This is a genomic window from Paraburkholderia sp. JPY465 (assembly GCF_050436725.1).
Classification (GTDB): Bacteria; Pseudomonadota; Gammaproteobacteria; order Burkholderiales; family Burkholderiaceae; genus Paraburkholderia; species Paraburkholderia youngii.
In genome coordinates, this window is sequence record NZ_JBNDMT010000007.1 from 346,467 (window position 1) to 366,044 (window position 19,578).

Sequence of the window (19,578 nt, forward strand, 5' to 3'; positions counted from 1 at the left end):
GGGTCGCGCGTCACTCGTTTCATCGAGCGCTTCCTGAATCGGGCCATCGTCGTCCCGGAACATACCCCTTCATCTGCTCAACCCTCGTTTCGAGGGAATCGACCGCGCCATTCAGTTCCCCGGCCACTTCCTTCCAGTTCACCGCAGGGACCGCAACATTCTCGACAGATTTCGTGTTCATAGTGCCTTCATCATCGTTTATTTGGCCTTTGCGTGGACGAATTTCCACGCTGACGTACAGGCACGTGGCGACCTACCCGGGGCCACATCTAACCCAGTTTGCGGAGTTTGCCCGGAAGAAGTGAAACGTAATCGGGATACTCTTTCTTATCATAAGGCATCTATTTCTACGATAAACTCGGCGTCATGACAATCTGCCTCACCTGGACCCCCGCCCCGGCCCCCACCGACCCGTACAGCTTTCCCAAGGCCGATGAACTCGCCGTGCTGCGTGCATGGTATGCGGGACTGCCCGTGCGCGAGGCGGTCGAGCGCTATCAGCCGGCGTCGCTGGGCGACGGTAAATCGGCTCGCGGCGTGCTCGGGCGCATCCGGCGCCGGCTTCAGGCCATCGCGCGCACCGCGCATCGTGACGACCTGGCCGCTCTCCTCGATCACCCCGCGGAAGATCGCACACGGCACGCCAAGGCAGTCGCGCACGCCATCGAATTGCTGCGCACCGCGCGTGCGCCCGAACCGCAGATCACCGATGACGTCGCGCAGTGGTTCGCACCACGAGCCGTGCGCGTGCTGCACGCCCACGCCATCCGCACGCTCGCGGATCTGACCGTACGCGTGCCGCGCCGCCGCCAGTGGTGGAAAGCGGTACCTGGCCTCGGCGCAGCCAGCGCCCGCGCGTTCGAGGCGTTTTTCGCGGCGTGGCCTGCCCTCACTGAAAAGGCATGGACGCTCATCATTGCAAGCCGCCGCGCCGAGCTCGTGCCCTGGGAATCGCTGCAGGTGCCGCACGAAGTCGATGGCTCCCAGGGGACCTTCCGCGCGCCCAGGGCCGCCTGCGCGCTGGACGCGGACAACGACTACGAAGCAGTGCGGACCTGGCTTGCCCTGCACGAATCCCCCGCCACGCAGCGCACCTACCGCAAGGAAGCCTAGCGCCTGATCCTGTGGGCGATCGTCGAGCGCGGCCGGGCACTGTCCTCGCTCACGACGGAAGATGCGATCGCGTATCGCGCGTTCCTGCGCCACCCGTCGCCGCGCGCCCGCTGGGTGGGCCCGGTGCGGCCGCGCACCTCACCGGACTGGCGTCCCTTCAACGGCAGCCTGTCGGCCCGCTCGGTCGCGCACGCGTTGTCGATTCTGGGCGCGCTGTTCCGTTGGCTGATCGAGCAGCGCTACGTGCTTGCCAATCCGTTCGCCGGCGTGAAGGTGCGGGAGGCCAGCGGCGCCAACGTGCTGGACACGTCCCACGCTTTCACCGAGGGCGAATGGGCGCTCGTGCGCACGAGCGCCGATGGACTCGAGTGGTCATATGGCTGGTCGGCCCCGGCGGCACAACGGCTGCACTTCCTGCTCGACTTTGGCTACGCAAAGGGGTTGCGTGCGAGCGAACTCGTCGGCGCCACGCTCGGGCACGTTGAGACCGACGCGCGCGGGGATCACTGGCTGCGCGTGACCGGCAAGGGAAAGAAGCTGGCGCGCGTCGCGTTGCCGCCACTCGCGTGGGAGGCACTCGCGCGGTACCTGGCCGAACGCAAGCTGCCGATCGCACCGGCTCGCTGGCGGCCGGAAACGCCGCTCGTCGGCAGGCTCGAGGCGGAGAGCGTCGCGGCGATCAGCAGCGCGCGTCTCTGGGGTGTGCTCAGACGCTTCTTCCTGCTCGCCGCGCAGGCTATCGAAGGCGATCATCCGCCGCTTGCGGAGAAGCTGCGGCGCGCGAGTCCGCACTGGATGCGCCACACGCACGCGACCCATGCGCTCGGGCGCGGCGCTGAACTGACGACCGTGCGGGACAATCTGCGGCACGCGTCTGTGTCGACGACGTCGATCTATCTGCACAGTGATGAGGTGAAGCGGGCACGACAGATCGGGGAGGCTTTTGGCAGTGACAGACGCCGGTAGTCAGGGCGCAACCGGCGTTGAGAAACACGGGCCTCCACGCAGTCCGAAGGGGCGCGCCATGATCTGCAACCCGCCAATTTCTCCCGCACCCGAAATGCATAACCTGTGCAAAAATCATCGTGACCTGATCTGAAGCGTCGTCCGTGCCGCCTATGGAAACCGTCGAACTAGAACCGCAAGTGCTCGCCAGTCGCCTCGGCGTGACATTTTCTCTCGTCTTCCAGAAACGCCCGGTCGAATGCATCATCACGATCACGGCGCTGGAAGCGTATTTCTGGCTCGAGCCACGCGCAGGCGACGAGCGCATCCTCAAGACCTTTCGCGATGGCTACGGTCGCATTCGCGCGATCGCTGAACGGAAGCTGCTTGCCCATCCCGCAGCACGACTTGAGCTGACACCGGCAGATTTCTCGCGCCCCTGAGACACCGGTTTTTGTCTGTGGGGTAATCCTTAAGTTCACATTGCAGACTCAACCTCCGACAGCGCGCGTGCAACCAGGCCGCAGTTGATTGAGCGACATGTTCAAGGCTCGCAGGTGGAGGCGCCTTGATAGAAGCGTACTGGTTGGCGTTAATCACCTGGATTCCTCCGGACGGCAACCAGGCCTGGTCACCTCTGTGGGCTGGTTTTGGGGCGAAGCCCGAGTGTGATGGGGAACGACAGTGATTGTTAGTTGCGATTTTAAATGGAAATCATTGAATGGCAGCGACTGCGGCGATATGCTTCGGATTGCCAATCAGGCCGTCTCACCGACCGACGTACCCGAAGGAAACGACACCATGCGATTGCGACGCATCACCGCACAACGCTCTCCCGTACATGGCATGGGAGTGTTCGCGCTACAGCCGATCGCCGCGGGCGAGCGGGTCATCGAGTACAAGGGGGAACTGACCAGCTGGCGGCGCGCCGCCGCCCGCCAACGCTCCGAGGCGGGCCACACGTTCGTGTTCGGCCTGTCCGATGGACGTGTGATCGACGGCAGCCGGGGCGGCAACAGCGCCCGCTTTCTGAACCACGCCTGCGCCCCCAACTGCGAAGCGATCGAGACGGGCGACCGGGTGTTCATTCACGCCCTCGCCCCTATCGCACCGGGAGACGAGCTTTTTATCGACTACGCTCTGTCCGTCGACGGTGCGGTCACCGACGACATCCGGATCCAGTACACGTGTCATTGCGGCGCATCGGGATGTCGTCGAACCATGCTGGGCAGCAATGCTGTGTCGGCATAGTCCTGCTGCAGCGCAGACGGTCCGATGCGCGATGTCTCCGGCGTCTGATGCAGACACAGTGCGCGCCGATATCTGAGCATGCCTTCTTGGCGGCACAGATGGGCGCCCGATTGCGACCGTTTGGCCCATTGCCGATCAGCAATGGCGTCCTCCCCTACGCCGTCACGTGTATGGTTCAACGTGAGGGGCGGTTGTCCGGGGCGTTACGGTCATTCAACCCCGGGTCTGAAGGAGCAGAGTTCGGCGAAAGCCGACATTGAGGGTCGCCCGGGATTCGTTAATATTTCGCCAAAAGTGCCTTAAGCGGCTGATCTGAAAGCGAAATCTATCGTTGGGTCGAGCGGGAGGATTTTCTTCATCAGGTCCAGCAGGTAGTCGCCGAACCGGTTGATGTGATCCAACCGGTATGGCGAGAGCGCCTTGAGCACGTCGGCGTCGACCGGATGCCCTTTTGCCTGCAACTCCTTGAGCACGCGCGACATCCACTGGACGTTGTAGAGGATCACCATGTTCGCGACGAGCTGTTGTACTTGATGACCTTGCGCTGCTCGTGGCGGAGGTTTTCAGCGATGACGCCCTCGCCGCCAAACATCAGCCACTGCGCGAAACCGTTGAACTGTTCGCTCTTGTTGGTCGCCGCGTGAATCGTGCGACGCAATTCGGGATCGTTGATGTATTTGAGCAGAAACAGCGTACGGATCACACGGCCGAGTTCACGAAACGCAAAGTACAGCTTGTTCTTGAGGCTCTCCGACCCCAGGCGTCGCAGGATCGTCGACGGCGTCATTTTACCCGCCTTGATCGAGACGGCACGCGTAGCATGTCGGGAACATGCCGCTCGATCAAGGCCCAGTCGACGGTCGCGCGAAACAGGGAGTCGATGTTTTTGTAGCTTCGGTTCCGGTCGGCCTTGAAGAACTTCAGGCCCTTGACGTTGCGGATGCGCGGCATCAGCTTGATTCCAAGCAGGTACGCGAGCCCGAACACCGGTGCGCTTTGCGCCTGCGTGTCGCCATGAACGGTGTCGGGCTCCACATCGGACGTATTCCTGATCAACCCGTCGAGAATATAGACAGCCTCGTGTACACCGCACGGAATGAAGTGGCTGAACAGCGCGATGTACATGTCCGACACGTGATAGTAGCCGATCCCGCCGTATCCTCCGTACCGGATATAGTATTCGGACAGCAGGTTCTGCTCGTAAAGAATCCACTTCGTGCCGTCGGCCGACACCTGTTTGCCGGAGCCCCAGAATTTCGGCAGCGCAAACTGGTTGTACGCATTGATGACCCTGACGATCGCCTTGTCGAGCCGCTCTTCGGTGACGTATCGCAGGTTCAGCCACGCGACCTGCTTGCGGCTCAGATTCTTGACACAGCGAGCGGTCTGGCTGGGCCCGAGATTGCAGCCGTAGCAGAACAGCGTCGTAATGAAGCGCTTGCGCGGGTCGTCGATCTTGGTCTCGAAGCCCGACAGCGGGCCGAACAGTGTATGCAGATCGAGCCACTGCTCGGTTTCGGTGAGGATGTCGAGAATACTGATGGGGCGCATCGCGGCCGTGATGGCCTGATCGATAAGTTTCTTGTTCGGCGGTTCGGGTTCCGTCTCGAGCTTGTGAAGGATGAGGCCCTGCTCGGTGATCTCGACGTAGTCGTTCGCCGGAAAACCCGCGTCGACTTCGTCGGCCAGCGTGCTGAGTTGGTCGCGCAGGCCGTTGACGAAGGCGCGCGCGTCGACCGGCAGCCCGACGAGTTCGCCATAGCGAGGCAGTTCCTCCTGGAATTCGTCCCACGACACCTGATGCTCACGAGGGTCGTCATACTGATCACTCTGCTCAACGTAGACATCGCCCGAGTTGAGTTCGCGCATGATTTGGCTGAACACGCACAGCTCGAAATATTTGCGATGCAGCAGCCGGGCGGACCGGCCATCCGGAAAGATGCTCTTTTCCCATTTCTCCGGGATCCAGTCGAGCGGCAAGGTGGCGACGTCATCGTCACTGAGCATCAGGTGTTCGCGGCGGGACGAGCGCAACGGCTGCATCCACGTCAGCGCGACGAGCAACGCGTCGTCCTGGGAGCTGGGTTTCAGCGGCAGCATGTCGAGACACTGGAAAAGCAGCGATCGCAGATTCCGGTACGGAGTCAGCAGGAAGGGAAAGGTGTGACTGCCGGCGTACGCGATGGGCTCATTGCAGCGGGTCAGCGCGGCGTCGGGATCGCCGTTCAGGGCAGCCCGCATGCGGGCGATGCGCTCGGCATCTGGTACCTCAGCGTCCTGCAGCACGTTGAGTACGTCACGAAACTGGCTGACGAGCGCTTCAAGCTGGTCGGCGTGGGCGAGCTGGTATTGCTGAAGCCGCAGCTTTGCGGTGCTCTCGAGATTGCGCACCGTCTTGATGAAGATTTCCGCGACATCGTCGAGCGCCTTCTGCAACTGCGAGAAGACAAAGAGCACGGCGAGCGTGTAACGTTTGGCGGGCTTGAGCGTGCGCATTTCGTGCACGTCGAGGGCGCGCGCTTCAATGACGAACTGCGTGCGCTTGGGCGCAGAAAGGATTTCCGGTGGCGGTGGCAGGCCATCGGCCAGTTCGCGCATCTGCTGGATATGCTCCAGGAAACTGGCCACCTCACGGGGGCGTGGCCGCTTCGGTTCGCGCTTCAGAGCGTCCCAGCGGGTCTGGCCCGTGTCGCTTACAAAAAGCCCATCGAGCCGCTCCACCTGTGAGGCATCCAGCGAGTCGACAAATGATCGGTAGAGGGTTTCGTAGAGGCTGCTGCGGGCGTGGACGGCGATACGCGAGAGCGTCGCAAGCGGCGACAGTTCATATCGATGCCGGACCAGTTCCTCGATGAGGACGTTGACGATATCGGGCAGTTCAGTTTTGGTGCGGGCGGCGTCGTCCGCCACGGTATCCAGCCAGCTGTATGTCTGCGCACTGGCGGGACGGATGTTGACGAACTCACGAAGGACTTTCTGATGACCTGACTTGCTGCCCGAGCGGTCATAGCGCACGAGCGTGGCGCGCGGGACTGGGCGCACCCCGAGTACCGCGCAGACGTGGTGAAGGATGGCGGCCGGAATGTCCGATACGGGTGGCAGATAGCCAAGCCGCTGCAACAGCTTGAGCTGCGCGAGGATCAGCACGCGTATCGGTGCCTGCCGGAACTGGCCGTACACGAAACGGATTTCGGTGGCGCTGGGCGTGAAGGCGGCACGGAGTTCGCCTTCACTGATTTCGGCAGGCAGCGCCGGATAGGCGGTTTCATGGACGTGATTCATGCGCGCATAAATTGGGGCGGAATGCGGGAGTCTGCCATCTCACGCATTCCCTGGGCGAAACCCCGCTATCCGGCGGGCTTGCCCCAGCCCAGCCGGTGACGCGTCTGGGTGGCCTGATGGCGCGCATCGTCTTCCGCGTGCAGATAGACGCTGGTGGTGGCGAGCGACGTGTGCCCAAGGTTGTCGCGCACGAAGCGCAGGTCGACCTGCTGGTCGGTCATGTGGGAGCCGGCGGTGTGTCTCACCCAGTGCGCCGAGGCGGCGGCCAGCACATCCGCGCGGGCGTGCCACTCGGGTCCACGGGCCCGCAGCCGCCCGGCAGCCAGCCGGAATACCTGCTTGACGATCAGGTGGATGGCGCCGCGCGACAGGGGCTTGTCATGACCGATCAGCGGCAACAGCAGCGGACGCGTTTCACCTGGCTGCGGCGACGGCGGCAGTCCGTGTGCACGCCGGTAGCGTGCCAGTTCGGCAATCAGTTCATCCGAAGCCGGCACCAGGCGGGTCTTGCTGCCCTTGCCGCACACCTCGATCCACCACCGTTCGACGCCGGCGGCGTCGCGCCGGCAGAATGCCGCGCCCATCGGGGTGCTGGCGATCTCCGCAGCACGCAGGCCGCCGAGATACAGGGTCGTGAAGAGCCAGCGACAGCGTGCCGCGTGCAACCGCTCGCGTTCGGTGCCCACCGGCAGGTTCTCGATAGTGATCCTCACCACATCCCACAACTCGTGCGTCAGATAACGCGTGACACGGGGGCTGGCTTTGACGCCGCGGCGTCGCGCGAGCGACAGGGGATTGCCGGCGAGATAGCCGGCGTCGACCAGCCACGCGAACATCGCGTTGAGAATTGTCATCGCATGGCGCACGCTCGTGGGCGACAGCGGTCCCGCGAAGGGCCTCCAGTCGGCAGACTTGCGGCCGGGCTTCTTGCGCGAAGTCATGATCCAGCGCCACGCCGGTTGCGGATCGGCGAGGAAATGCTGATAGACGAGCAGGTCCTCGTGCGTTAGCGATGACAGGGGTTTGCCGTGCTGCATGACGGCCCATAGCAGCAGGCGTTCGGCCTCCTTGCGGTAGGTCGCCAGTGTGCCGGGCACATCGGCGTAGCGGACCAGCCACGCGGCGCTCGCGGCCAGATCGTCCTCGGCACTGATTTGCGCGATTGAGTTGTGAGCGCGATTGGTGCGGGCAACGCCGGACAGCTCCGGCGGGATGCGCAGGCGTTCAAGCGGCGGCGCCGGGGCATCCGGCACGAGGGGGGCGAGAGGGCTGACGGGGCGGTTCATGGTGTGACGCTGCTGTTCTTCCGCTATTGCATCACGCCCACGGCGAACAAGCTCTACAGCCTGGTGCGCAAGGGCAGCATGACGACGCCCGCCGACGTGCTGAACCGGTTCTGGCAGGATCTGCGCGACAAGACCCGTGTGAAGATCCACCATCCGGACCTGCCCGACGCCATGAAGCAGGTCGCAGCCGACGCCGTGCTCAGCATCTGGCAGGCGGCATCGGAAGCGGCGACCGGCCAGTTGGCCACACTGCGCGCCGAGGCGCGTCATCAGGCCCACGAAGCCGAAGCAGTACGCGATCAGGTCGTCGCAGAACTCGAGCTCGCCCGGCAGGCGACGGCGGCGACACAGGCTGAACTCGAAGCGACGCGCGCGCAACTCGCCAGCATGCGCGATGCGCTAGCCACCGAACGCGAGGCGCATGCGGCAACCGAGGCCCGCCTGCAGGAAATCCGCCGGCAAGTTGACGAAGCCGCCCCTCAGTTCGCGCAGGTCAAGGCCGAATTCACCGCTGAACTGGAGCGCGCACGCGACCGTGTCACCACCGCCGAGGAGCGGGCCGTCAGTCATGAGAAGCGCGCTCTGCGAGAAATTGACCAGGAACGCACCGCTCGCCAGAAAAGCGAAAAGACCGCTGAAGAGCTGCGCGTTCAATTGGGCGGTGCACGCGCTGAACTGAAGGACACAGCGCTCCAGCATGCCGACGCGCTTGCCTCCTTGCGTACCGAGCTCCGGCTTTTACAGCAGCGGGATGAAAGCGCAACGCAACAGCACCTCGCCACCATGGATGAACTGAACAGCACGCGATCGCTGCTGCAGGACGCGCTGCAACGGGCTGAGCGCGCTGATGCCGAGGTTCAGGTCACGCGCCGATTGCTAGACGCGCTGAAAAGAACGCCGTCGGCCCTGACGGTGCCGAAACCCGAAAGGGGGATAACAGCACCGGCTGTAACCAGTGTGCCTGGGCAAATCCCAAAGGCCACCTTCCCGCAAACGTTGGCGCGTAAAATAGGCAGCCATCGCGGGCAACGGATGCCGGGAGGTCATGACAGGGACAGGAAGTCAACGTCTTACTCATCTCTGCCTGCTCACGCGTTGCCGTCATCGCTGGTCGAACATGTATGGATGGGTCACGGATGTCGTCAGTTTTTTATGACCGGGCGCAGATCGCGCGCTGGCTGGATTCCCGCACGCTCGCCAAGGCGCGTGATTACGTCCACGCGGTATCAAAGCTGCGCTGGCAGGACAATGTACTCAGCGGCGAGGTGCAGGGGACTGCGCGTCGCCCCTATACGGTGGATGTGCAGTTTTACGACACAGCGGATGGCCTGTGGGCCGAAAGTGAATGCTCGTGCCCGGTTGGATACGACTGCAAGCACGCAGCGGCGCTGCTGATTGCAGGCCTCGAACGCATGCCGAAGCCCCAGCCAGACGTACGTCATGAACTCGTCAGCTGGCTGGAAACGTTTCGTGCCGAACTGGCGACTACCGCGCCCAATGCAAGGAAGGCGGCCTCGAAACCGCCCCATACGCTCGCCTATGTGCTGGGCTGGTCGCGCTATCACCAGCGCCATGAAGTGCAACTCTTCAAGGCGCGCCGCAATGCCGACGGCACGATCCGCTCGATCGACGATGCGTGGAACAATGTCGAGGCCGCCCTCATCAAGCCGCCGAAATTCGTCACGGACGATGATCTGACGATCCTGCGTGGACTGTGGCTGGGCCGCTGTCGCGAGGACTATGGCAGCTTCGTGTTGCGCGGCTCAACCGGGGCGGATGTGCTGCAGAAGCTGATCGTGACCGGTCGCCTGTTCGCCGCAGTGAGCGCGAATCAGGGCGCATTGTCCACGCCTGTGGCGCTGTCCCAGGGCGATCCTCGTACGGGACAGATCGAGTGGCAGCCCCAGGCAGACGACCATCTGCGACCTGTATTGCGAACCGGGCCACTAGCCACGCTGCTGCTGGCAACCGAACCGCTCTGGTACGTCGACGCGCAGGCGGGTGTCGCCGGCATTGTGCAGTTGCCGTCGCAATCCCTGACATCGCAGCAACTGGCCACGTACCTGTCGATGCCGCCGATCTCGTTGGCTGAAGCACCGCTCGTGGCCGCCGTGCTGCGCGAGATTGCCCCCGATCTGCCGTCACCTCCGGCACACGACGCATCGGCCATCCGGGTGATCGACACCGAGCCGGTGCCGCTCCTGTCGCTCGACACCCGCTCGGTGTATTCCGCGAGCTTTGGCAAATATGACTACCACAGCGGCGTGCTGGATTTCGCGACCGTCGGTTTCGACTATGACGGGGTTTGCCTCAACGCGGATAGTGACGCGACCCTGGTCTCGCATCCCGACGGTGGCGTTGTTCAGCTCAGGCGGCGCCCTGATGCCGAGAAAAAGCGGCTGATAGAGTTACGCAAGACCGGGCTGCAGAAGATCCCCGCCAGTCGCGTACAGAGTATGCAATCGCTTCCCGATGCGATGCTCGGGCTGACGGAGCCAGAAGCGTGGTACGCGTTCGTGAATGATGTGTTACCGGTGCTGCGCGGCAAGGGCTGGCGCGTCACCATGACCGCTGGGTTCCGCTTCAACGTGATCGAGATCGACGCCATCGACGGGACGGCGCACCACGCCGGCGACGGCTGGTTCGATCTGGAAATGGGGATCACGGTAGGCGACCGTACGGAGCGCCTCGAGCCGCTGCTGGCGGAACTGTTCCGGCGCGACCGGCGCTGGCTGTCGGGCGAACTCGATACGATTGCCGATGACGAAATGATCGAGCTGAGAACCAATCGGAGCGAACGGCTGCGCCTGCGCGCCGACCGGCTCAAACCGGTCGTGCGGATACTGGTCGATCTGTTCGAGTCTGTTGGAGAAGGTTCCCTGCGGATTTCCGAACTGGATGCCGGCCGCCTCGAAGCACTGAACGATACGGGCCGCTGGCAGTTCCACGGCGATGCGTCAATTCGCCAGCTCGCGCAGCGCCTGCAGGCCGGACCAGGTCTGGCCGAGGTACCCGTGCCGCGCGGATTGCAGGCTGAATTACGCGCGTACCAGCATCAGGGCTTAAGCTGGATGCAGTTCCTGCGCGAGCACAACCTGTCGGGCGTGTTGGCCGACGACATGGGACTCGGCAAGACCGTGCAGACACTGGCCCATGTGCTCGCCGAAAAGGAGGCAGGTCGTCTCGAGCAGCCCGCGCTGATCGTCGTGCCGACCACGCTGGTCCACAACTGGCGCGAGGAAGCGGGACGTTTCGCGCCCGACCTGAAAGTCCTCGATCTGAACGGGCCCGAGCGCCGCGATCGTTTCGACCAGATCGGCGAACACGATCTCATCCTGACGACCTACGCGCTGCTGTGGCGCGATCAGGCCATCCTCGCGCGGCATGACTATCACCTGCTGATCCTCGACGAGGCCCAGTACGTCAAGAACGCCACGACCAAAGCGGCAGCTACCATCCGCGAACTGCGCGCGCAGCACCGCCTGTGCCTGACCGGTACGCCACTCGAAAATCACCTGGGCGAGCTGTGGTCCCAGTTCGATTTCCTGCTGCCCGGGTTCCTTGGCAGCCGGAAAGATTTTACGAAGCGCTGGCGCACGCCGATCGAGAAAGGCGGCGACACCGTGCGGCGCGAGCTGCTCGCACGCCGAATCCGCCCGTTCATGCTGCGCCGGCGCAAGGATGAGGTTGCGACCGAACTGCCGCCGAAGACAGTCATCGTGCGCACCGTGGACATTGAAGGTGCGCAGCGCGATCTGTATGAAACGGTACGCGCCGCGATGCAGGAAAAGGTCCGGACCGCCGTTGCCGCACAGGGACTCGCCCGCAGTCACATTATCGTGCTCGATGCGTTGCTCAAGCTGCGTCAGGTCTGCTGCGATCCGCGCCTCGTCAAGCTGGAGAAAGCGGCACAGGTCAGGGAATCAGCCAAGCTTGACCTGCTCCTCGAAATGCTCCCGGAACTGATCGACGAAGGGCGCCGCGTGCTGCTGTTCTCGCAGTTCACCGGGATGCTGGCGCTGATCTCGGCGGCGCTCGAGAAGGCCGCCATCCCATACGTCATCCTCACCGGCGACACCACCGATCGCATGACGCCCGTGCAGCGCTTCCAGCAAGGGGAAGTGCCGCTCTTCCTGATCAGCCTGAAGGCCGGCGGTGTTGGTCTGAACCTGACGGCAGCCGACACCGTGATTCACTACGATCCGTGGTGGAACCCCGCCGCGGAAAACCAGGCGACGGATCGTGCGCATCGTCTCGGCCAGGACAAGCCGGTGTTCGTCTACAAGCTGATCGCCGCCGGCAGCATCGAGGAAAAGATCGTCGCGCTGCAGGAGAAGAAGGCCGTGCTGGCCGACAGCATTCTGTCCGAAGACGGCGCCGGCGCGGTCAAGTTTTCAGCCGACGACCTCGATGCGCTGTTTGAACCGATTCCGGATGTCTCGCCGGCCGCAGCGGCCCGTCCGCGCGCCAGGACCGGGACGCAGGGCCGATGATGTCCAGTTTCTCTGCAAATTCCATGACCCCAGCCGATTTTCCGATCCCCGCACAAGCCGGCCACCGGCTCACCATCGCCCACGTCGAGGCCGCGCTCTCGCGCTGGCGTGAGCGCAAACCAGTCACCCTGCACACCTCGACCTCCCCGGGCGAAACCCTCGCCAAACTGATTGCGCGAATGACGACCCGCCGCGAAACCACCGTCCGGTGGATTGACCTCATTTTTGTGGAACGTCACGCGCTCGGTATCCTCTATCCGCATCCGGTCGGTAACGCCTGGCCCGGGTTGCCCCCTGACTGAAGCGACAATCAATTTCTCCAGTCGAGCCTGTGATGTTCAAGCCGTTGCCGATCGGTCAAATTTCTCTTTCTGGCTCATCGACTTAGCATCGTTTTGGCGAAAAATTGACGAATTGCGGCCAACCCTCACTCCCCGTTCGCGACCGAAATATTTGCGCGAGTGCCTCGCCTTTGCGGTCGGAGTGGCGGCAGCGAACTTCTGTCCGTCGATGGCACCGAAAAGCGCGCCCAGATCGGACGAGTAGTTGTAGCTGCTTGCAATCGAAACCAGTCTGGCTCGCAATCATCGGCTTTTTCGGCTCGAATTGGTTGCGACTGACGGCGAGCCGTGGGCTCACATTGCTTGCGACCGAGCTTGCAATCATCGGTCTCTGGCTTGCGTTCCATCGATACGGGCTCACAGTAGTTGCGACCATTGCGGTGACAATGAGGTTCGCTTTTTCAGAACTTCCAGTTTAAATTGCCTTGCACCGTATGATCGGATTGCCGGCTAGCCAGCGAACCCGAATATCCGATGCTGAGGCGTCCATTCTCGCCGATATCGATCCGGGCATCCACGCTTAGCACTGCCGCATCTTTCGCAACCGGCACGCTCGCGACCGAGAAACCGTCGCTGCCAGAAGCGAATGCAAGCGTCGCAACCGGACGGCCGCTCGTCAGCGCGTGCTGCCAGCCGAGGCTCCCTTGCAGCGTAAGCTGCATCATCGATATCAGCGTGAACTGCGTTGTGCCGCGCATGCCGAGCGTTGTACACGATACATCGTTGTTGCCTTCCTGAACGCGCAGCGTGGCCGCACCGCCTGTCTCGGCCATTCCATGATTGTTCAAATGAACCCCCGATGGGCGGGCAAATTCCCCCACCTGTGGGCACCTAAAATCCCCCACCTAGAGACACGCGGAGCATGACGCTGGCGCGGTCTGGCAGGACGTTACCTTACACCCCTCGAATGAAGAAAAAGAGGGGTTGTTGGAGTGAATGTCTTGAAGCCGCATCTGCAAACAACCATCGCCACGCTCATCGCCGCGGGCAAACGTCAGCGGGAGATTGCCCGGATTACGGGAGTCGACCGTAAGACGATCCGCAAGTACCAGGAGCAATTCGCGGCGGCGCAGGCAAATTCCCCCACGGTGCCCACCGGCTCCGGGCTGCAAATTCCTCCACCCTGCCCACCGGCAAAGAGCAACCAGATATCGGCCTGCGAGTCACACCGGGAGTTCATAGAGGCCCAGTTGCGGCTGCGGCGCAACGCCATGGCCATCTACCAGGATCTGGTGGACCGGTTTGGCTTTGCTGCCGGATACGACAGCGTCAAGCGGTTGGTGCGGACATTGCGCCAGCATGAACCGGCCCAGTTTGACCGGCTGGATTTCCAGCCTGGCGAAGAAGCCCAGGTTGATTATGGCGAGGGGGCCCTGACCAGGGTGCCGGGCACAAACCGTTACCGCAAGCCGCGGTTGTTCGTCATGACGCTTCGGTACTCGCGACGCAGCTTCCGCCGCGTTGTGTGGAAGTCCAGCAAACAGGTCTGGGCCGAGTTGCACGAGCAGGCCTGGCGCCAGCTGGGTGGTGTAACGCAATACGTCGTCCTCGACAATCTGAAGGAAGGCGTGATCAAACCGGACCTGTACGAGCCGGAGCTCAATCCGGTGTATGCAGCCATGCTCGCTCACTACGGCGTGGTGGCGGACCCAGCCCGCGTACGAGATCCGAATCGCAAGGGCACCGTCGAGAACGCTATCCAGCATACCCAAGGCACGGCCCTGAAGGGGCGCCGGTTCGAGTCGATCGAGGAGCAAAACGCCTTCCTTGATCAATGGGAATCGAACTGGGCGGCCAGAAGGATCCACGGCAGTACCCGTCGCCAGGTTCAGGCGATGTTCGAGGAAGAGCGCCCCCATCTGCGTGCCTTGCCGGCGCGCAACTTCGAATACTTCACCGACAAGGTCTACACGGTCTGCGACGACACGTGCGTACGGGTCGACCACAGCAGTTACGCTGCCCAACCGGCTCCCATTGGCAGCAAGGTGCTGGTGCGTAAATTTGCCCGTCACCTGGAAATCCGCAACCTCCAGACACAGACATTGCTGCGCACCCACATTCTGGCCGACAGGCCGGGAACAGTGATCCTGCCGCACGACGAGCGACCGTTCAATCCCTCCCGGGAAACGCGCCGCATCCTCGCGCAGGCCAGGACGATCGGGCCATCGGCCGAACGCCTGTGCCAGCATCTGTTCGACACCGAAGGGCGAGTCGGTCAGCGCAAGCTCTGGGGCATCGTCGGCCTGGTCCGGCGCTATCCCCGCCGCCTGATCGAATCGGCCTGCGAGATCGCAATGAGAGAAGGCATGCCCAGCTACAAACAGGTCAAGGCGCTGACCGAGCGTCTGCTGGAGCAGGCGCTGGCCGAACTGGACGCGCCCGTCCAGGGCGAACTGCCCTTGACTCAGGAACATCACCTCATCCGGGACGGCGACGACTACGCCGACCTGTTCACCCTCGGCGCCAAGCATAGCGCCGCCATGCCATCACCCAACGGAGATCTCTCTTGAGCATGAGCCTTGCCGAAATCGACCGCGCCCTGCGCGAACTGCGCCTGTCCGGCATCAGCGCGACACTGGAAACCCGGGTGCTGCAAGCCCAGGCCAGCCAGCAGCCATTCCTTGAAACCTTCTCCATGATTCTGCAGGACGAGCTCGATCGACGACAGTCCCGGCTTCTCGAACGACGCTTCCAGCAGTCCGGCCTGGACGAGCGCAAAACCCTGAGCGACTTCGACTGGTCCTTCAACACGAAAGTCCCCCGGCAGGCCTGCTTCGAGCTACACACGCTGAAGTTCGTCGCCGACAGCGACAACGCGCTGCTGATCGGCAAACCCGGCACCGGCAAAAGTCATATCGCCAAGGCTATCGCCTACAACGCCACCCTGCAGGGAATGAAGGTGCGATACGTCGAGTCCGACACCGTGTTCGCCGGCTATGCCGTGGAAACACGTGCCGATCAGGACCGGCTGCTCAAGGCCCTGGTCGAGCCCGAACTCCTCGTGCTTGACGATCTGTTCCTCGCCAAACGCATTCCCGATGCCGCGGCCGAATTGCTGCAGACACTGGTCCATCAACGCTACAAGCAACGTCGCAGCATCCTCGTCACGTCCAACCGTGTCGTCCAGGACTGGGGGCGCTACCTTCGCGACAGCACCATGGCCTCGACGATCCTTGATCGTCTGCTGCATCGCTCCAAACTCCTCGAGTTTGAAGGCAAGAGCTATCGACTCCGGGAAGCTGCTGCCAGGCTTGCCGTCACTGAGGAATCCGACGCATAATCCGCTCGTCCTGCCTGGGGGAATTTAGCCGCCCACAAGTGGAGGAGTTTGAACTGCCCATCGGGGAAATGAACATAGGCGAGCTGCCCGAACGGCTCCACGTCGGCTGCTCCGCTAAGGTTTAGACGATAAGCGGTCTCGGCGAACACCTGGGTCGTTTCTGCGTTCAGCGTGCCGCTTTCGTGCTCAGACGTCGCGCCATACTGCACATAGCGATCCATGCCACCTCGGTGCCACGCGTGCTCTACGCCCGCGCGCAGCCCGAGCGCGCTGGGCTGCCAGGCCGCATATGCACCGAGATGAAAGCTGTCGAATGATGCAGACGACGGCTGGTCACGCAGATTGACGCCGCTATGGCTGTAGCCGGCGAGGCCACCCACGCGAACACCATCGTGCACCATTGCATCTGCACCCGCGAGGAAGCCACCTGTCGAACTGGTGTATCCATTGACGCCATCACCCCGTGCTCCCCCCCACGAGCCCAACAGGCGCGCCCAAGCGCCTGACTGTGTCGAGGCGGTATCACGCGTAGCCCAGAGCCGCCCGAACACCGCGTCGGGTACCTGACGGCTTTCATTGATGAGCGTCGCGTAGGTGGCAGGATAAATTTCACCCGTCAGTTGTCCAAATGTTGCCTGTGGCACCTGTGCGGAGATTGCGAACAGCACACTGTTGTACACTGCGCTGCCCGGGTTCAGTGTCTCCATCGCGCGAGCGACACTGCGTTCGTTATCCGTACCCGCGACGCTCGCGAACGGCGTCGCGCTTCGATTCACGGTGAGACTGACGCTCGTCGGACCATATGCGAGCGACGGCAACACGAACAGGTAGCCACCAGGCGTCGCAAACTGACCTTCGACGCCTCCTGCGGCGTTCAAAATGTCGAAACGCTGACCCAGAATCGAGCGTGACTGTTCGAGACTAAGGGATGGGGGTGAATGTTCAAGCGCAAGGCTGAGCGTGCCATTCGCGATACGCGCTTTACCACCTGCGTCGATCCGGTCGCTTGCTCCGCTCGGCGAAAGTTCGACCGCATAGGTTGATCCTGTTGCGAAATTCGCGTCATTCGTTACTTTCAACAGGCCGATCGAATGTCCAGGGGCGACCGTTCCTCCTTCATTCACGTTCAGAGATTGCAGGGCGCCGTTGCCGCTAACGACCCCTCCGTTACCGACCGCGACGTTGCCGCTTGCTCCGTCGAGCGACGCAAAGCCGCGTGCCAGCAACACGTCACCCGTCCTCCCTGTATTCGTTACGGCTACGGTTCCGCCTTGGTCGATCGACAACTGTGCGCTTGTGCCGGCGATCGTTGCGCCGCCACCGTTCACCGCAACATCAGCCGTCCGGCCGGTCACTGTGAGCCGTCCAGCTGCATTGACCACCGCGCCGGCGACAATCGAGCCATCGATCCGCAGTTCCCCACCGTCAACCATTGTCAATCCGCGATAGGTGTTGTTCCCCGACAGGGTCAGCAGACCACTGCCTGATTTTGTCAGGCTACCTTTATAGGCACGTGCCTGGTAAGCAGACTCGCGCTCGGTGCCGATCTCGTACGCTGTCTTGTCGCTGTCGCTCGCATTCGAGGGCAGTCCCTGCGTCCAGCCCTTCGTTTTCAGCGTATCGAGCCACGATTGATGCTCTGCTGCGTCCTCTTTCTGACGCGCGGCGAGTGCAACGTCCGAAATGTCGTTCGACCATACGTCCGACATGCCAGAAGGCACATTCACATTGAACCGACCCGGCAACTGGCTGGGGCCGTTCATTGCCTTCTATAGATCTGGGAGTCCCCAGCCCGCCACCGCATTGGGAACATGTGTGTTACCAGGAATCAGGGCAGTGAAACCGCCGGAGGTGCCGGTAGTGTCGCGAGGCAGCTTGTTCAATGGTTTCGACGGATCGACTTTGGCGGGATCCGAAACCATCTCTCGCGAGGTCGTCAGCAGTGCTGTCAACGCCTGCTGGCTAGTCAGATAGGGGTAACGCTCCATGACCAGCGCAAGCGCACCGGAGGCGTACGGAGCAGACGCGGACGTACCGTTGAAGCCAGGGTCATAGCCGCCTCCAGCCTTGGGTGCCATCGCCACGGTCGGCGCCATGAGACACCACCATTTTGCAACACCGCACTGGTTATAAACTTGCCCGTTGTTGCTCGAATAGCCGGACACTGCTAGCCAGTCCCTTTCGACTTCCGGGCGATAGTAGGGTAACGCGGCTAGCACGTCCGGATTTCTCTGCGGGTCGTTCGACGCGGCAATGACTTCGATATAGCCATATTTCGTGGCAGCTTCTGCGGCTGCATCTATCCAGGTTTTCGAACCTTCGCGCGCGCGTTTAGCGAATCCCTGGTACGCGGTTTTGAGCTGGTCAACAGAATCTGTCCGATTCTCCGCTGAAATGGGAGAGTTCTGTCCCCAACTTTGATTGACGATATGAACACCGCTCTTTCCCAAGGCATCATAGGCAGCAGTAAAGTAACCGTAGTCTAAGCAGTTGGAGCCCTGCTCACGATTGTCGTCGGTCCCATTGGTGTTTGCGACATAAACATCTGCATTGAACGCAACACCCTGCATTCCTTTGCCGTCTCGTGCGGCACCAATGGCTCCGCTTACCTCGGTCCCATGCGAGTCATTGACGCCATCGACATGCGATCCGCGAACATTGAATGCGTCACCCTTCCTGACCGGGATCATCGAATCGTCGGCATAAAACTGGAACCCGTCTTCATAGTATGTACCGATAGTAGACACAGGATGGATCCGAGGCCCTGACAGTTCGGGATGTGTCGTATCGACGCCTGAATCCAGCACCCCGACTTTTATACCTCTTCCGGTAAACCCCATCGCATACGCGTATTGCGCCTTCATCGCGCCAGCCGACCAGCTCGCCTTGAATTCTTTATCGTTGCCCCAAGATTTGGCGGCTTGCTCCAGGCTGTCCGTTTTGCTACCGTCGGCATTCGTATAGAGTCGTTCCTGACCGAATGCTGGCTTTAGAAACAGAGATCCCACAAGAAATACATGAAGCAATGCGATCGACCTTGCCTTATACATCGCTTTAGCCTGTGTTCGGTATGATCGACGCTTAGAGCCGCCATCGTACCGGCGGAAGGAAGTCGTTCGGGCTGCAAGCAACGATTGCGCGATACGTATCGACAGGGATCAAGCGTGCGGCTGACCATATGCACAAGGTCGATCTGTAACGCGAGCGTGAAACGGCGGAGGTGTCGGCGATGATGAGCATGGCTCAACGAGCGGTTGTTGGCAAAAATTGTGCGGTGTCCGGTAGGAGACTCGAGCTGATGGGACGCATGCGAGATGGTGCGCATTCCGTGAGCTTCCCTCGGTTTTTCGCCTTCCAGGGGTCCGGGGTTATGCAGCCGTATCCTTTGTCCGCTGAGCCGCAAGCCAGTCTTGCATGAACTGAGTTGGCGACGTGAAGCCGAGCGATGAATGACGACGACTGCGGTTATAAAACACTTCGATGTATTCGAACAAGTCCGCAACGGCGTCGCGATGCGTGCGATACCGCGTGCCGTGTACCCGCTCGTTCTTCAAGCTGTTGAAGAAGCTTTCCGTCGGCGCGTTGAC

The 19,578-nt window shown here is 62.1% G+C and carries 7 protein-coding genes and 6 pseudogenes; 8 read left to right on the forward strand and 5 right to left on the reverse strand.

Features of this window, described 5'->3' with window-relative positions:
• Window positions 1-366 precede the first annotated feature (366 nt).
• From QFZ94_RS42305 to QFZ94_RS42315, 3 genes and pseudogenes are all read left to right on the forward strand, one after another.
• Window positions 367-2,079: pseudogene (locus QFZ94_RS42305) on the forward strand (phage integrase family protein).
• Between the two features lie 152 nt (window positions 2,080-2,231).
• On the forward strand, window positions 2,232-2,501 hold the full coding sequence (locus tag QFZ94_RS42310) for a DUF1488 family protein (protein WP_429463988.1): 270 nt from the start codon (window positions 2,232-2,234) through the stop codon (window positions 2,499-2,501).
• Window positions 2,502-2,859: 358 nt separating this feature from the next.
• Window positions 2,860-3,309, forward strand: a complete 450-nt coding sequence (locus tag QFZ94_RS42315) for an SET domain-containing protein (RefSeq protein ID WP_410852725.1) — start codon at window positions 2,860-2,862, stop codon at window positions 3,307-3,309.
• Between the two features lie 299 nt (window positions 3,310-3,608).
• Here QFZ94_RS42315 and QFZ94_RS42320 read toward each other — a convergent pair.
• Both QFZ94_RS42320 and QFZ94_RS42325 read right to left on the reverse strand, forming a co-directional pair.
• Window positions 3,609-6,591 (reverse strand): annotated as a pseudogene (locus tag QFZ94_RS42320) (Tn3 family transposase).
• 65 nt (window positions 6,592-6,656) lie between these two features.
• Complete coding sequence (locus QFZ94_RS42325; protein ID WP_429463990.1) at window positions 6,657-7,877, reverse strand: tyrosine-type recombinase/integrase; 1,221 nt, start codon at window positions 7,875-7,877, stop codon at window positions 6,657-6,659.
• A 63-nt stretch (window positions 7,878-7,940) separates the two neighbouring features.
• On the opposite strand from QFZ94_RS42325, the pseudogene QFZ94_RS42330 reads away from it, so the two are divergent.
• From QFZ94_RS42330 to QFZ94_RS42340, 3 genes and pseudogenes are all read left to right on the forward strand, one after another.
• A pseudogene (locus tag QFZ94_RS42330) lies at window positions 7,941-8,150 on the forward strand (DNA-binding protein); the annotation flags it as partial.
• Between the two features lie 863 nt (window positions 8,151-9,013).
• Window positions 9,014-12,370 carry an SNF2-related protein gene (locus QFZ94_RS42335; RefSeq protein ID WP_429463992.1) on the forward strand — a complete coding sequence of 1,119 codons (3,357 nt, stop codon included), beginning with the start codon at window positions 9,014-9,016 and terminating at the stop codon, window positions 12,368-12,370.
• A 23-nt stretch (window positions 12,371-12,393) separates the two neighbouring features.
• Window positions 12,394-12,672 (forward strand): hypothetical protein, encoded by a 279-nt coding sequence (locus QFZ94_RS42340; RefSeq protein WP_429463993.1) that lies wholly within the window; start codon window positions 12,394-12,396, stop codon window positions 12,670-12,672.
• Between the two features lie 440 nt (window positions 12,673-13,112).
• On the opposite strand, the pseudogene QFZ94_RS42345 reads toward QFZ94_RS42340, so the two are convergent.
• Window positions 13,113-13,532, reverse strand: a pseudogene (locus QFZ94_RS42345) (autotransporter outer membrane beta-barrel domain-containing protein); the annotation flags it as partial.
• Window positions 13,533-13,643: 111 nt separating this feature from the next.
• On the opposite strand from QFZ94_RS42345, the gene istA reads away from it, so the two are divergent.
• A complete protein-coding gene (gene istA, locus QFZ94_RS42350; protein ID WP_429455387.1) occupies window positions 13,644-15,221 on the forward strand; it encodes an IS21 family transposase in 1,578 nt (525 codons plus the stop codon).
• 2 nt (window positions 15,222-15,223) lie between these two features.
• On the forward strand, window positions 15,224-15,991 hold the full coding sequence (istB, locus tag QFZ94_RS42355) for an IS21-like element helper ATPase IstB (protein WP_429455436.1): 768 nt from the start codon (window positions 15,224-15,226) through the stop codon (window positions 15,989-15,991).
• Here istB and QFZ94_RS42360 read toward each other — a convergent pair.
• Together QFZ94_RS42360 and QFZ94_RS42365 are read right to left on the reverse strand one after the other, a co-directional pair.
• Window positions 15,934-19,041, reverse strand: a pseudogene (locus QFZ94_RS42360) (S8 family serine peptidase). The gene istB and the pseudogene QFZ94_RS42360 overlap by 58 nt on opposite strands.
• 318 nt (window positions 19,042-19,359) lie before the next feature.
• Window positions 19,360-19,575 (reverse strand): annotated as a pseudogene (locus QFZ94_RS42365) (IS3 family transposase); the annotation flags it as partial.
• Between the last annotated feature and the right edge of the window lie 3 nt (window positions 19,576-19,578).

Coding starts and splice junctions, on each gene's coding strand:
- QFZ94_RS42325 (WP_429463990.1), bottom strand. CDS start 7,877: ATGAACCGCCCCGTCAGCCCTCTCGCCCCCCTCGTGCCGGATGCCCCG.
- istB (WP_429455436.1), top strand. CDS start 15,224: ATGAGCCTTGCCGAAATCGACCGCGCCCTGCGCGAACTGCGCCTGTCC.
- QFZ94_RS42310 (WP_429463988.1), top strand. CDS start 2,232: ATGGAAACCGTCGAACTAGAACCGCAAGTGCTCGCCAGTCGCCTCGGC.
- QFZ94_RS42340 (WP_429463993.1), top strand. CDS start 12,394: ATGACCCCAGCCGATTTTCCGATCCCCGCACAAGCCGGCCACCGGCTC.
- QFZ94_RS42315 (WP_410852725.1), top strand. CDS start 2,860: ATGCGATTGCGACGCATCACCGCACAACGCTCTCCCGTACATGGCATG.
- QFZ94_RS42335 (WP_429463992.1), top strand. CDS start 9,014: ATGTCGTCAGTTTTTTATGACCGGGCGCAGATCGCGCGCTGGCTGGAT.